The organism is Parapedobacter sp. ISTM3 (assembly GCF_016533505.1).
Lineage (GTDB): Bacteria > Bacteroidota > Bacteroidia > Sphingobacteriales > Sphingobacteriaceae > Parapedobacter > Parapedobacter luteus.
On record NZ_JAENGN010000025.1, the window covers coordinates 1 to 13,869 of the forward strand.

12 protein-coding genes are annotated in these 13,869 nt (G+C 51.7%); 7 read left to right on the plus strand and 5 right to left on the minus strand.

The window, feature by feature from the left end; all coding sequences use genetic code 11:
• From JHJ32_RS21415 to JHJ32_RS21430, 4 genes are all read left to right on the plus strand, one after another.
• On the plus strand, positions 1-1,018 hold a 1,018-nt coding region (locus JHJ32_RS21415; RefSeq protein WP_200122524.1), incomplete at its 5' end, for an RHS repeat domain-containing protein.
• Positions 1,015-1,479, plus strand: a complete 465-nt coding sequence (locus JHJ32_RS21420) for a hypothetical protein (RefSeq protein ID WP_200122526.1) — start codon at positions 1,015-1,017, stop codon at positions 1,477-1,479. The genes JHJ32_RS21415 and JHJ32_RS21420, both read left to right, overlap by 4 nt.
• Positions 1,480-1,507: 28 nt before the next feature.
• Positions 1,508-2,221 (plus strand): hypothetical protein, encoded by a 714-nt coding sequence (locus JHJ32_RS21425; protein WP_370584559.1) that lies wholly within the window; start codon positions 1,508-1,510, stop codon positions 2,219-2,221.
• A complete protein-coding gene (locus JHJ32_RS21430) occupies positions 2,202-2,504 on the plus strand; it encodes a hypothetical protein (RefSeq protein ID WP_200122528.1) in 303 nt (100 codons plus the stop codon). Before JHJ32_RS21425 ends, JHJ32_RS21430 begins: the two co-directional genes overlap by 20 nt.
• A 72-nt stretch (positions 2,505-2,576) precedes the next feature.
• On the opposite strand, the gene JHJ32_RS21435 is transcribed toward JHJ32_RS21430, so the two are convergent.
• Both JHJ32_RS21435 and JHJ32_RS21440 read right to left on the minus strand, forming a co-directional pair.
• The gene (locus tag JHJ32_RS21435) at positions 2,577-2,756 is read right to left on the minus strand and encodes a hypothetical protein (RefSeq protein WP_200122530.1); all 180 of its coding nucleotides are present in this window, start codon (positions 2,754-2,756) and stop codon (positions 2,577-2,579) included.
• A gap of 64 nt (positions 2,757-2,820) precedes the next feature.
• Positions 2,821-3,333, minus strand: coding sequence for a helix-turn-helix domain-containing protein (locus JHJ32_RS21440; protein WP_200122532.1), 513 nt, complete (start codon positions 3,331-3,333; stop codon positions 2,821-2,823).
• Between the two features lie 563 nt (positions 3,334-3,896).
• On the opposite strand from JHJ32_RS21440, the gene JHJ32_RS21445 reads away from it, so the two are divergent.
• The 3 genes from JHJ32_RS21445 to JHJ32_RS21455 are packed head-to-tail and all read left to right on the plus strand — an operon-like array spanning position 3,897 to position 9,869.
• Positions 3,897-5,288: a redoxin domain-containing protein gene (locus JHJ32_RS21445; RefSeq protein WP_200122534.1), complete on the plus strand. Its 1,392-nt coding sequence runs from the start codon at positions 3,897-3,899 to the stop codon at positions 5,286-5,288.
• A gap of 36 nt (positions 5,289-5,324) precedes the next feature.
• Complete coding sequence (locus tag JHJ32_RS21450; protein WP_200122542.1) at positions 5,325-8,498, plus strand: SusC/RagA family TonB-linked outer membrane protein; 3,174 nt, start codon at positions 5,325-5,327, stop codon at positions 8,496-8,498.
• 15 nt (positions 8,499-8,513) lie between these two features.
• On the plus strand, positions 8,514-9,869 hold the full coding sequence (locus tag JHJ32_RS21455) for a RagB/SusD family nutrient uptake outer membrane protein (RefSeq protein WP_200122544.1): 1,356 nt from the start codon (positions 8,514-8,516) through the stop codon (positions 9,867-9,869).
• A gap of 54 nt (positions 9,870-9,923) precedes the next feature.
• Here JHJ32_RS21455 and JHJ32_RS21460 read toward each other — a convergent pair whose 3' ends face one another.
• The 3 genes from JHJ32_RS21460 to JHJ32_RS21470 form a co-directional block, all read right to left on the minus strand.
• Complete coding sequence (locus JHJ32_RS21460) at positions 9,924-10,274, minus strand: hypothetical protein (RefSeq protein ID WP_200122546.1); 351 nt, start codon at positions 10,272-10,274, stop codon at positions 9,924-9,926.
• Positions 10,275-10,556: 282 nt separating this feature from the next.
• A complete protein-coding gene (locus tag JHJ32_RS21465) occupies positions 10,557-11,624 on the minus strand; it encodes a helix-turn-helix transcriptional regulator (protein ID WP_200122548.1) in 1,068 nt (355 codons plus the stop codon).
• The gene (locus tag JHJ32_RS21470) at positions 11,617-13,803 is read right to left on the minus strand and encodes a peptidase domain-containing ABC transporter (RefSeq protein WP_200122550.1); all 2,187 of its coding nucleotides are present in this window, start codon (positions 13,801-13,803) and stop codon (positions 11,617-11,619) included. The genes JHJ32_RS21465 and JHJ32_RS21470 overlap by 8 nt, the downstream gene beginning before the upstream one ends.
• Positions 13,804-13,869: the final 66 nt, after the last annotated feature.

Sequence of the window (13,869 nt, forward strand, 5' to 3'; positions counted from 1 at the left end):
TATACTTCCCTCGGGCATCTACGACTATGTGCTGCGGGACCACCTGGGCAACACGCGGAGCGGCTTTGCGTCAAACGCCACGGGTACGGCCAAGTTCGTGGCGGACTACCGTCCCTTCGGTATGGTGTACAACCAGGGTAGCATACCTTCGCCGAAAAACCGTTATCTTTACAACGGCAAGGAGTTGCAGGACGGTTCTGGGTATTACGATTACGGCGCAAGGTTCTATGATCCGGTGATTGGCAGGTGGGGAACGGTGGACCCGTTGGCGGAGAAAATGCAAAGTTGGTCACCTTATGCCTATGCTTTCGATAATCCGTTGAAGTTTGTTGATGTAGGTGGCGAATACCCTTGGCCTGTTACAATTCGTTCTTTTATATCTACGCAGAGTACAGCTGGCGGCTTATTCTATGCAGACGGTAGAGGCCCTTCTTTTGGAGGTACTTCAAGGGTTTATTCATCTTTTGTTGTTGACCCTTCTAATAGGCAGGTTACACAGCCTTTTACGCAAAGTGATCCTACTATATTCTATGGTTTAGGTGTTCCGGGGCAGCCAGGATATTTACCTCCGCAAGCTAAGATCGGCAACCCCTATGGCAGAAATGATAATATTAGCTTTTCTGAGAGTACAGCTTCCTTTGACTTTAGCCATGCAGGGAAAGATCCCATTACTCCAGGTCTCATTACGCCAGAGTTGGATCTTCATGCTAGGCTTTCTTTTAATGAAAATCTGAAGAAAGGTGTTTTATCTATCAGTGGGTCATTTTCAGGGGATACTTTTCCAAGTTCAGAAGCATTCATTACGGATCAATCAGGTAAAACAAAGCTTTTTCTGGGAGCCCAAAAGGAAAAAGGAGGTTTGTTAAACTTGATTGGTGATAACAAGCAACCTTCATTCAAAGTGAACATGCATGTACTGTTTGATAAAGAGGGTAATTTTACCGGCGTTCGGCAAGGGATGAACAACTATACCGTGGACGAATGGAATAAGAAAGTACAGGAGGACTTTAACAGATGAAAATAACTAGTGTTTTGTTAGGCGTTTTTATGCTACTAGGTTGTGACAGAGCGGAGGAGGAGATAGTCATTGTTCCCCGAAATTATACAGGTTATATTATAATTGTCTATAATCAGGCAAATGGGGCAGACCCTATTTATGAAAACAGGAAGCGAGTATACCAAGTTCCTTCCAATGGTGTCTTAAAAACTAAGTTTTCGCCTAATCCTGGTTGGATGGGGTTTCCAGAGTTCTATTATGAAAAAGTAGCACCTGAAAATAGGATACCGTTTAAGTTTGATATTAAAACATTACCGGCAGATAGTGTTGTCGCTTATGGAGGTGCAGCTGGTAGCATAAATAAGGAGGCTACCGGAAAGGAAGCAATAAAGCTTTTAACATACCATATTGGTAATAAGGCTCAGATCGATTCGACTTATGAACAAGTCAAGAAGTTAGACATACTTAAAATAACAGAGTAATGACTACGGCGCGAGGCTGTATGACCCGGTGATAGGCAGGTGGGGCACCATCGACCCCAAGGCTGAATTGGGCAGGAGGTGGAGTCCGTATGCCTATGCGTTTGACAATCCAATCAGGTTCATTGACCCGGATGGTATGTGGCCATATGACCCTCCCGGCAATGGTATGTCCATCGTGGAGAACATATATTGGGACTTGCGAGACAGGGCTACTGCAGGAATAGTAACAGTAGGAAGTTACTTGCTTAATCGCCAAAGCCCAGCCATCCCTGTTGTTACCATCGACTGGACATACGGCGAAAGCGGAAGGTCCGGCCAGTTGGTTCCGGTAACAGGTAATACACATGCCCAAGCGGCTGTTGGATTATTGGATGTTGCCGCGGTATTCCCAGCGAACGGACCCGCAGGATTACTGGTCAAAGCGCCGGGAGCGAAATCTTCGCTAGTAACTGCTGCAACCGACATTCTAAAAGTAGAGAAAAATCTTTTGAAGTCGGAGAAGTCCTTTGAGAAGCTAATCACGGAGCACAAAGACAAACTTAGCCAATACATCAAAGACCCTGATAAATTTGACAATAAGGGTATACTTCAAGGAAAATCTCCGGAGTTAAGAGAGAAGATTATATCAGGGAGGGTTAAAGAGCTTCAGAGCCAAATTACCAAACAGGAAAACGAATTAAATAAGGTGAGAAACCAACTTAATGAAGTTAAAAAAGTTAAAGATGACCAAAGAATGTTGTGATATAACCTTGGAGGAAATCAAAGGGTTATTCAATCTCGCTATTGAAAAATTACAGCGGGAGAATGTGCTTAAAATCTCTTTTGACAAAGACGAGTATTGGAATGTACTCGGCGGAGATATGAACGACTTTTCGAAAGCCCCTGACCCGGGGGTTGGGTCATTGTACGATGATATTGGTTACCTTAAAAGGAGTTTGGAGGAAAAGCAGATATTGAGTTATTCGGACTTTGATAGGCTGGCGGCAGTGCTGAAGAGTATTAGCAATATTGAGGCTCCTGCATAAGAGTAACCTTGCAGTCACTTACAGCCCGGCCGTCCAAACGAGCCGGGCTTTTTCTTTTTTTCAGTTTACAGTTTACAGTGCCGCGAAGCTCTTGAGCCTTGCCGCCTTGATGAACGCGTCGATGGTAGCGAAGACATGGGCGCGGGCGTCGCTGTCCAGCCCTTGCACCTCTTTCAGCCGTTTGAGCGTCTCGTTGTCGATATGCTTGTACTCGCCGTACTTGACGGGAGTCGAGGGTGCCGCCGAGTGCATAAAGATGCTTGGCAGGACAACGGACAGACATCATATAGCTTCACAGATTGGTTGAAGATGTTGCTTACTTCTTCTTCGAATATAAATTTGTCCTGCCTTTGTTGGGATGTGGTTTGATATCAATTAGATGAGTTAATCGCCGCATAGTAGAATGGATAGAATTGCCTTTGTATCTCCATCCATAGTTGTCGCGGAAGAATTTTGCGATTTGTCTTGTTTCCTTTGGCTGGTCTAGAAAGTCTGTTTTCAGTAATTTGTATTTGATTGCATACGGTATGGATGGTTCTTTACTGAGGATAACATATATCGATGGCTCGTTTTTGTATTTCTCCGTAAGTTTTGCTCGTAAATTTTTAGGAGGAACAAAAGAGGCTTTACTCAGCTCTTCTAGTTTGATGTTGGTAAATGCTAAAATACCACTCAAAGTGCTTATTTTAAAAGATTTATTGCCTGATTCAATATTGATCAACGTCGATGAAGCTATATTTGCCAGAATAGAGAAATCTTTTTGTGAAAGGCCCAAGGCATCTCTAAGTTCAACTACATTCGAACTAATTTGTAAGCTTGTGTTGTCCATGACGCAAATGGACGACACATAATTGTGGTATTTTCAACAAATATTTGTTTATTTTGAAGTAATTTTATAACTTTGTATAATTGAAATACAAACGATTATCTATTAATATTCGTTTGGTGCAGTTCAGGTATTAACAAGAGTCTTGCTCCCACATTCTGACGACGGCTAGCAAGGCAGCAGAATAAATACCCCAACACTGTCTTTTGTAAGTGCTATCTTTGGCATTCTTAAGATAAGTGTGGGGTCTGCTGTTCACCCATGAAGCCGTAAGTCGTCAGAAAATTTATGTGGGACATGGGATGCAGGCTCCACACTTATTTTTTGTGGCCTCAAAACTAAAGCAAGGCTTGTTGAGTAAAACAGGCCAATGAAAACAAAAAAAACCATCCCATCTAAACCCATCCAACCTATTCATCATAGGAGGGAGGATGGTCATTTGGTATCCAAAACGTGGGGGATTTCCACGTCTAATCTCTTTAAAAGCATCGCGAAGAATCCGGTTTGATTTGCAGTAAGATCGCTGAGTGAATTTCACCTTTTCTTACACCCAAATCAAACATTTAATGAAGCAAAAATTACGCTTAGGGGATAGCTATGCCCTTACTTATAAAAATAAAAAAAGCTTACTATGTGTGCAGACCCTTGCGAAGGCACCGGCCCTCCCCGGGCTGGGCCTCGCAATTGGGGTACTGGCACTGCTCCTGCTGATAAGTACAAGTGTGTACGCCAAGCATGAAGCGCATCCAGACAGCATCACGCCCCTGCAAATAGGGGATACCATCCCCGAATCCCTCTGGCACCTGCCTTTGCAGGTGGTCAATCACCCGGAAGGGAAGGCGACCATTACATTGGGAGACTACCGGGATAAAAAGCTGATTATTCTGGACTTTTGGGCTACGTGGTGCGGCAGTTGCATATCGGCCATTCCGAAAGCGCGGCAGTTGGAAAGCCGGTTCGGGCCGGACATGGCGGTGCTGTTCGCAGGGCACAACAAGCCTTCGGATATCGCCAAGTTTATTGCCGGGCATGCCAAGGGGGATACCCTGCGGGAAAGCGTGGTGGCCGGTGCGCTGAAATCGTATTTTCCGCATGCATACATCCCGCACTACGTATGGCTTAGCCATGGCCGCGTCGCAGCGATTACCGATGGCCAGGAGCTGACGGGTGCAAACATCACCGCACTGCTGAATGGCGGTTCGCCGGCATTACGCAGGAAGCGGGATGTGCTGGGCTTTGATCGGTTCCGCCCGTTTTCCGAATACCTCGAACAGGTCTTTTCGGGCGATTTAATTGTGCAGACCATGCTTACCGGTTATATCGACGGACTGGGGGGATCGGGGGCAATCCGGTACAGCGGTGACAGCCTGCTAAGAAGACAGAACCTTATCAACGCGCCGCTGATCCGTATCTACAATACGGCCGTAGGCAAGCCTTTCAACCACTTCATCATCGAAGCCTCCGACGAAAGCCTGTTTGACAACGTCACGGATGATCCGTATTGGCATGAAGCGCACACCTATTGCTTTGAAATGGTTACGCCTGCTTCCATGCCGGAGGGCAGGAGAAAGCAGTTGCTCATTGCCGAACTGAACGGCAAGCTCGGGTTGCATTGCCGCGTGGAAGAGCGGGAGATCGACTGCTATAAACTGGTCGCCAGCGAAAAAACAAGCGCCGCGGAAAGTGCCGCCAAGGGCGGGAAAAGCGGTACAGCGGATGTCGTGGATGCATTCAATTTCTTTTCGAAATATGTACACAACCGTACAGCCTACAACCCCATCCTGGTGGATGGATGTCCGGATGGGGTACGCCTGCCGATGCCGCCACGGGATGCGCTGGACGGAATCCCGGCGTTGAACGCTTTCTTGGCTCCCTTCGGTGTGCGGGCCGTGCCGGCCCGGGAAATGGTGGAAGTGTTTGTGTTATCCGACCAGCAACAGGTGGCCCAGACCAAATGAATTGAATTTAACCGTTTTATTGAATATACCAAACCGATGAAAAATCACTTAACCGTATGTATCTTATTAATTTTATGGTGCCACCTCTGCTACGCCGGGCAGCCGGCCATGCTGAAGGGGGAGGTCTACGCCTCCACAGACGATGCACCTATCGCCGGTGCTACCATTGTCGCAATGCCCAGCGGGCTTAAGGCCGTGAGCGACGGCTTGGGAAGATTCGAGCTCCGGTGGACCGGTACGGACACGCTGCTATCGGTCAGTTCCGTTGGCTTCAAAACGATGGAATATCCCATACGGCGGGCCGTGGACGATATCGTTATCCGATTGGTAGCCGATAGCTATACGCTCGAAGAAGTAACCGTGGAAACAGGCTACCAACGTATCCCGAAGGAACGGGCTACGGGCTCCTTCGAGCTGGTAGACAACCACTCGCTCAACCGCGTCGTGAGTACCAATATCCTCGAACGGCTGGAAGGTAGCAGCAGCCTGTTGTTTGATAAGGAGCCTGCCCGGCCCGGAATTACGCTGCGGGGGCTCAGCACCATCGAAGGGAATACCAATCCCCTGATTATTCTTGACAACTTCCCCTATGAGGGTGATCTATCGAGCATCAATCCGAATGACGTGCAGAGCGTGTCCTTGTTGAAAGATGCTTCCGCGGCGTCCATTTGGGGAGCGCGGGCAAGCAATGGCGTCATCGTGATCACGACGAAGAAAGGGGGCTTCCGGCGGCCTACTGCCGTGCAGGTGACCAGCAACACGCAGTGGGTTTCTAAGCCTGACCTGTATTATTTCCAGCAGATTTCGAGCAGCGATTTAATCGACGTGGAGCGGATGCTATTTGACGCGGGTGCTTATACACCGGCTGAAAACAGCAGCCAAAGGACATTTATCTCCCCTGTTGTGGAATTGCTCATTGCAAACCGGGATGGCCTCATCGGGGATGGGGAGTTGCAAGCCGGATTGGACCGCTACCGCGCCATTGACAGCCGCGACCAATACATGCGATACCTGTACCGCAATGGCCTCAACCAGCAGTATAACGTGAACCTGAATGGGGGCGGGGCTCGCGCTGCCTTCCATGTGTCCGGCGGGTATGACCGCAACGTAAGCAACCTGGATGCGAAGTACGAGCGCCTGTCTTTACGTGCCAACGGAGACTTTCTGCTGGCGCCGAAAATACGCTTAAACACGTCCACGGCTTATTCGGAGACGGCTACCCGAAATGGCCATCCGGGATATTCGACCAACAGCAACTACTATAGGCCCTATATCAACCTGGTCGATGACGAGGGAAAGGAAATCCCGCATTATCAGCTGAGGCAGGGCTATGTGACCGCCATGCAGGAAGAAGGTGTTTTCCTGGATTGGGCACGGTATCCGCTGCGCGAGAAGCAATACGATACCCGCATTGCCAGGCGGCGCAATCTGATGGCCAACGCGGGTTTGACGTATACCATCATCAATGGGCTTGATATCGGGCTGACCTATCGCTACGAGCGTGAGCATGAAGACAGCGAACAACTAAGGGGCTTGCAAAGCTTCTATACGAGGGATATGATCAACAAGTATACGACCATCGGCACGGATAATCGCATAATACGGCATATTCCTGAAGGCGATATCTACATTGCCGGCTTCACGGGGTTACTGACACACAACGGGCGGTTGCAGGCTACCTATGAGAAGGAGATAGCGGGTCGCCATAGCGTAAACGCACTGGCCGGCCTGGAGGTACGAAGTATCCAGACTGAAATCGTGCAAACCGGTGAATATGGATTTGACAGCGACCGGTTGCTTTACCAGCATGTAGACTACATCAACCCCGTACGCCACCCATTGAATGGCAGCAGCCAATACATCCCTTATCTGGGCAACTACGGGAGCCTGCAGAATAATTTCGTTTCGCAGTTTGCAAACATTGCATACAGCTATGCCAGACGGTATACGGTGAATGCAAGCGCGCGCAGGGATGCCTCCAACCAATTCGGGTTGAACACCAATGACAAGTGGAATCCACTCTGGTCCGTAGGGGCGTCATGGCATATTTCCGGTGAGCGCTTCTGGCGGGTTGCCCAACTCCCCCTCCTGAAGTTGCGTGCTACGTACGGCGTTACGGGAAACGTAGACCCCTCGAAGACGGCCGTTCCAATCATCCGGTACCAGGGTATTGATAATTTTACGCAGCTGCCGCGGGCCGTCATCAGTAATCCGGCCAACCCCGAATTGCGATGGGAACGCAACAGGATGTTCAATGTCGCGCTGGATTTTGCGACCGCCTCAAACCGCTTTTCCGGCAGTGTGGAATACTATACCAAGCGCAGCGAGGACCTGTTTGGCCCGGCGATTAACGATATCACGACAGGTCTGGGGGCTACCATCACGAAAAACATCGCGGACATGCGAGGCAGTGGGGTGGAAGCCAGGTTGCAGGTCGGTCTGCTGGAAAGTAGCTTCCGGTGGCGTGCCACGCTTTGGTATAATTATAACCGGAGCGAAGTGCTCAGCTACCTGGAGAATAGCAACCGGGCCAGCAGTTCGAATATCACCTGGGGAAATGAGTTGACGGCCGTTCGGGAAGGGCGGCCCCTGTATTCCATCGTATCCTATCCATTCAGCCGGCTGGATAGCGAGGGGCGGGTGGTCAGCAGATTGGAGGGCGAAGAGTCTACCGATTATCAGGCCATTATGCAGGCAGATTTGGATAACCTGGTCTACAGCGGATCGGCGGTGCCCGTGCACTTTGGCAATGTGATCAACAGGTTTGAATATGGCAGGGCGTACTTGGAAGTCAACATCGCTTATAAAGGAGGGCATTATTTCCGCAAGCGGGGTCTTTCGTATGAAGGGATCTTCTCGGGAAGAACGCTTGGCCACGGGACGGCCGCCATACGGGATCGCTGGCAGAAACCCGGCGATGAAGCCTTTACCAATATACCCGCAATGCGGTATCCTGCGGACAACGATGTTTACAGCTTTTCTGAATTATTTGCAGGACGTGGCGATCACCTGCGGATCCAATATATAAACCTTGGCTATCAGTGGGACGACCTGCGGGTCGGATCCAAGCAGGTGCCCGTGCGGGTCAACCTGAATGCGGCCAACGTTGGTATCCTATGGCGTGCCGACCGGAGCGGCCTTGATCCGGACTATCCACTCAGCCTGCCGGCACCGAGGACATATGCCCTGAGTGTGAATGTTAATTTCTAAATCAAAAATTCTTTTATGAAAACGACAATAAGCTACTTCATTGCCCCGCTGGCTATCATGGCGATGGCCTCCTGTTCGGATTTTTTAGCGGTCAAACCGGACAAGCAACTGGCTGTACCCAATACCTTGGATGACTTGGAAGCGATATTGAATAATGCAAATTTGCTGAATACCGTGGTATTGGGATTGGGCGAAGCCAGTTCGGATAATGTGCTGCTTTCGACAAGCCAGTGGCAGGCATTAAATGAAGCCGATAGGAACATTTACATTTGGAACGATGGGATCATCCCCCACAACGCCAACGTTAATAACCCTTGGCAAAGACCTTATCAGATTATTTATTATGCGAACTCCGTGTTGGAACAAGGGGCGGAGATACAGGCAAATTTGGAAGCAAGGGACCAGGAGCGATGGAGCCGGATCAGGGGAGCGGCACTTTTCTTTCGTGCGTACTACTACATGTCATTGACCGCAACCTGGGCGCCCGCATACCGTGCGGCTACTAAAGATAACGAGTTGGGGGTGCCACTTAGATTGTCATCTGATTTCAACATCCCATCCGCGCGATCCTCAGTTGCAGCATGCTATCAGCAAATTGAGGAAGACTTGAAAATGTCGGTCAATCTCCTTCCATTATCGGTTGAGTATCCCGTCAGTCCAAGTAAACCTGCTGCATACGCTTTGCTTTCAAGGGTATCGATGGCTATGGGCAAATTTGATGAAGCCAATCGGTATGCAGATAGTTGTTTAATGCTGCGCGCTGATTTATTGGACTACGCTACGTTGTCTACCGATCAGGCTTACCCGGTTCCCGAATTCAATGCTGAAGTGATTTTTCACACTTTCGGCAGTACCAACGTAGTGATGAGGGCCATTTTGGTGGGCGGTGTGGACACCAGCTTATATAATCAATTTTCAGACAGTGACTTGAGGAAGGCGTGCTTCTTCATTAAAAATGCCGACAACTCGGTAAGATTCCGAGGTTCTTATTCAGGAAATGCCAATCCGTTTACAGGCCTGGCGCTGGATGAGGTTGTGTTAAACAAAGCCGAATGTATGGCGAGATTGGGAAATGGTGAAGAGGCTTTGAGATGGTTGAACAAGCTGTTGCAAAACCGCTATGCCGCTGCGGCATTCACGCCTGTTGTGATACAGGATACAGACGATCTTCTTGAAACGATTTTGCTCGAACGCAGGAAGCAATTAATGTTTAGAGACATCAGGTGGATGGATCTGAAACGGCTCAACCTGGAGCCAAAATATGCGAAATCCTTAACAAGGATTCTTGACGAAGAGCGTTATGAACTTCCGCCCAACGACCCCAGGTATGCTTTGCCCTTGCCGGAAAATGTAAAGCAATTTTTAGAATAGCAAAAGAGCGCCCGATGCAGGCGCTCTTTTCCCCTCCGCCAACCCCGGCAGTGATTATTCCAAACGAAAGGTTTTATTGTAATCGTCATCCGTATCGGCGGTTACCGACCCGTGCGTCAGATTGGGCTGGTCGTTGTTCATGGGATCAGCAGTGTCCTGAATGGAACATATGGTGCCGTCCAATCCTCCGCAGGTCACCCCATCAGGCTGGTTTCTCGAATAGTTTTGGGGGAGATTCGGGTCATTGGAACCGGGCTGAGGGTCGAAGTACCATGTTTCCTGCCGGAGTTCCGGCGATTGTTTTGTTTCTCCGGCAGATAACTTCAGTACAAGGGATAAAGCAACTGCCCATATAAGTCCAATAATTGCGGCGGCGCGTAGCCCCGCTTTTGTCGATATGGTCATGATATCTGAAAGGCATTTAGACGGAAATGCGTACCGTTTTATGTCTAAAAAATGAAGAACTGGTTAGTCGGGATTATCGGTTGACCAATCCGCCGGACCTCGGCTATTCGGCGCGTAGTGCCCGGTCAGCTACATGTACGGCTTGCGCCGAAACACGGCAAACCGCCAGAGCGGCGGGTGCGTACGGCATGACAGGCTGTTTGTATGGTGTATGGCTTCCATACAGCCAAAGGTAGCGCGTATCCTGCCCATCCGTTTGTGATTTCGTAGCTGGCAAGATTGTTATTTTGTAAGGGGGATGTTTTTCCTCGGCTTCGGCGCATCCGGCGCTTCCCGTGCTTCAGCGGGTGTGGCACCGTAGTAGGCTTTGAACTGGTGGTTGAACGATGCTTGCTCCCGGTATCCGAGCCGGAAGGCTATTGCAGCGATGGGCAACGGCGTTTCCCGCAGCAGCTGTAGGGCAACAGCCATCACGGCATCCGTGATGTACGTTTTGATGGATTGCCCGGCGTGTTTGGCGAAGTGATGGTGTAGCGTTTGCCGGGAGCGATGCAGATCGGCCGCGAGTTTGGCTACGGAGGGATAGCGTTGGGCATCGATTTCCTGCTGGATGCCCAGTTTGATGGCATCCGTAAGGGGGTCGGTATACGACCCGGACGGTGCATCGCCTGTCCTGCTGTGTATTGCGGTAGCCAAATGCCGGGATCGGTGCAGCTCATCCAGCTGTACGGCGTACCCGTCGATAGCGTGGTCCATGGCCATGCCTTCCAACAAGGGAAGTCCGAGCAGACCTGCCACCGTGATACGCATGCGGTGGCTCATCGGATAGGCATGGGATGCATGGCATTGATGGCCTTTTGTGCGGAGCCGGTTCAGCAATGCCTGTTGCACACCATGGAGCGATGTACGGTATCGCGCTTGCCAGCCCCATTCTATTACGAGCCCCACAAGGAGGTGGCGCCCCTTGCTGACGGTGAGGGCGCCTTGCTGCCCGGCGGGGCTATAGACCTGCCCGTAGTAGCCTGCGTACACCGCAAAGTGGCTGCCTTTGGCATTCCGCCACGGGTGGAGCGTAAATGCACCTTGCAGGGCATAGAGATGATGGAGGTCACTGTGCAGACTGGCAAGGGGTAGGCTGATCGGCCGATTGGCGTCTACTTCCAGTGCTGATACATAGCTATGGCGCGCATCGTGCGCCTGATGGATGAGCGAAAAGTACGGATGTTTCATGTACCATGTGGTTGCCGGCCGGGCATAGGCGAGCGTATAGGATGGCCTAAATGGCGGGCGATCCACTATGGTGGCCTCGGGGTAGGCACGTTGGGGATGCAGGATATACGCATCATGCATCAGGTGCCTCCATGCTGTTGCCTGGCGGGAGGGCGTGGTCGTTGGCTGGCACGACCTGCGCCGCTATGCGGGGCGGATGTTGCGGGTATGGTAGTCGATCTGTCGGTATCGCTGTCAATCGGCCCATGTGCAGTTGGAGCAGCCGGTCGGCCAGTATGCGGCTGCTGCGGCGGTGGCTCACGAGCACGATGGCCATGCCCTGGGTTTTGCGCCTTAGCAGGGCGCTGTGTACGAGTGCTTCGGCTTGGTCGTCCAGTGAGGCAGTAGCCTCGTCCAGCAACAGGAGCTGTGGCTGGCGGTAAAGTGCGCGGGCCAGTGCCACTAACTGCCGCTGGCCACCACTGAGTAGGCAGCCATCCGGGCCCAAAGGGGTATCGAAGCCCATTGGCCAGGAGGCAATGCAGGGCAGCAGTCCGAGTTCGTTGCATAGGCCTTCCAACAGTGCCGTATCGCGCTGCAAGCCGGCACATACGTTGGCCGCCAGTGTATCATTAAAGAGCTGCGTATGCTGCGGCACCACAGCAACGAGTCGGTGCAGCGCTTCAGGGTGTATCAGGGCCGCTGGGTGGATGCCAAAGGAAATCCGCCCGTCCGATAAGGGATACTGCTGGAGCAGGAGCGACAGCAACGTGCTTTTGCCCGAGCCGGAGCTGCCTTGGATGATGGTGATTTCGCCTCGGTGAAACGCAACCGAAAGGTCTTGCAGGACGGCCGCCTTGCGGTGATAGCCAAAGCAGACTGCTTCCATGCGCACGGGCAGGATGGTATCGGGATACAGCAAGGTGGCGCCAGCCATCGTATCCGGCGGTAGCTCCAATATGGCATACAGCCGGCCGGCGGCAACCTGGGCTTCCTGCAGGTGCTTGGTGATGGGCATGAGCTGGGCGGCAGCTCCGCTGAAATAGCCGCTCAAGGTGTAGAAGGCCAGCAGCTCGCCCAAAGACAACGGCCCCTGTAGTACCGCCAAGCCGCCCGCCCATAGTATTGCGAGCGAAAGGCCCTGCGCCAATAGGGAAGTGGCTTCATCCACCCAGCTGCTCATACGGCCTGAAGCATGGGCAGCGTGCAGCAGGTCATGGATACGGGCTTCCAGCTTATGGGCATGCAGCTTGCCGAGGCCGAGTTGCTTTACCGTGGCGACGGCTTGGAAGGTTTCCGTAAACTGGCTGTCCAATGCGGCATCGGCCTCCATCAACTTACGCTGCAAACGGCGGTGCGCGGTGTGGCCGAAGGTATACACAGCTACGTGCAAAATGAGCATTGCCAGTAGCAAAAGGCCCAATTGCGGTTGGCGTACGGACCACAGCAGCATGATGGCGATGAGCAACCCTACAGGCACACCCAGTTGCAGCAGCATATCGTTGATGAATTGGCGGATTTTGACGGCGTCGCCCATGCGGGAAAGCAGCTCACCCGTCTGCATCTGGTTGAAGAAGATGCGGGGCAACCGCAAGAGGTGGCCGCAATATATCGTGAGCAGGCATGTATCGATGGCCCTGGCAGTACGGAGCGTGAGAAGCCGCCTGCCCGTGCTGGCGGCGGCCTGGAGGACGATGACCAGCATAAAAAGTAATCCGGTATAATGGAGGGCGGCCTTGTATCCATGGGGTATGATGTCATCCGTAAACCATTTTACGAACAAGGCGCCGCCCATGGCCAGCAACGTGGCGGCGATGGCCAGCAACAGTGTGTGGCCCAGCTGCGCTTTCAACGGGCGCAGCAACCGCCAGCAACGTAGCCAAAAGCTGGCAGTATGGCTGGCATGTCCATAAAACTCAGCCCCCGGCAATAGCAGGAGGGCAGCACCGCTCCAATACGAGCTAAAGGTAGCCGCGGGCCAGCGATGCCGCCTTCCATCGGCGGGGTCGAGTACCGTGCTGTGGCGCTTGCCCGCTTGTGCCAGTACCACAAAGTGGTCTCCCGTGTCCGAGTGGCTGAGGTGTACAATGGCCGGCAACGTGGCCTTTTGGATGCCCGCATAGTCGCCCTGTACAGCCTCGGCTTGAAAGCCTATCCGCAATGCGGCTTCTCGCAAGCCGTTGAGCGTACTGCCCGTGCTATCCGTACCTGCCAACAGGCGGATATGGGCGATAGATAACGGTTTGCCATAGTGGGCTGCGATCGCAGCAAGGCAGGCTGCCCCGCAGTCGCTTTCGTCATGCTGGCGGATGGTTTTCATGGTTGTTGAGCGGTATTGACAGTAACATTTTGTTTGTTTTTGGCGTTTTAGTTCCTTGTTTTTGGA

Excerpts from the sequence above, each read along its gene's own strand:
- JHJ32_RS21470 (WP_200122550.1), bottom strand. The coding sequence starts at position 13,803 with ATGAAAACCATCCGCCAGCATGACGAAAGCGACTGCGGGGCAGCCTGC.
- JHJ32_RS21420 (WP_200122526.1), top strand. The coding sequence starts at position 1,015 with ATGAAAATAACTAGTGTTTTGTTAGGCGTTTTTATGCTACTAGGTTGT.
- JHJ32_RS21430 (WP_200122528.1), top strand. The coding sequence starts at position 2,202 with ATGACCAAAGAATGTTGTGATATAACCTTGGAGGAAATCAAAGGGTTA.
- JHJ32_RS21460 (WP_200122546.1), bottom strand. The coding sequence starts at position 10,274 with ATGACCATATCGACAAAAGCGGGGCTACGCGCCGCCGCAATTATTGGA.
- JHJ32_RS21465 (WP_200122548.1), bottom strand. The coding sequence starts at position 11,624 with ATGCATGATGCGTATATCCTGCATCCCCAACGTGCCTACCCCGAGGCC.
- JHJ32_RS21445 (WP_200122534.1), top strand. The coding sequence starts at position 3,897 with ATGAAGCAAAAATTACGCTTAGGGGATAGCTATGCCCTTACTTATAAA.
- JHJ32_RS21440 (WP_200122532.1), bottom strand. The coding sequence starts at position 3,333 with ATGGACAACACAAGCTTACAAATTAGTTCGAATGTAGTTGAACTTAGA.
- JHJ32_RS21455 (WP_200122544.1), top strand. The coding sequence starts at position 8,514 with ATGAAAACGACAATAAGCTACTTCATTGCCCCGCTGGCTATCATGGCG.
- JHJ32_RS21450 (WP_200122542.1), top strand. The coding sequence starts at position 5,325 with ATGAAAAATCACTTAACCGTATGTATCTTATTAATTTTATGGTGCCAC.
- JHJ32_RS21435 (WP_200122530.1), bottom strand. The coding sequence starts at position 2,756 with ATGCACTCGGCGGCACCCTCGACTCCCGTCAAGTACGGCGAGTACAAG.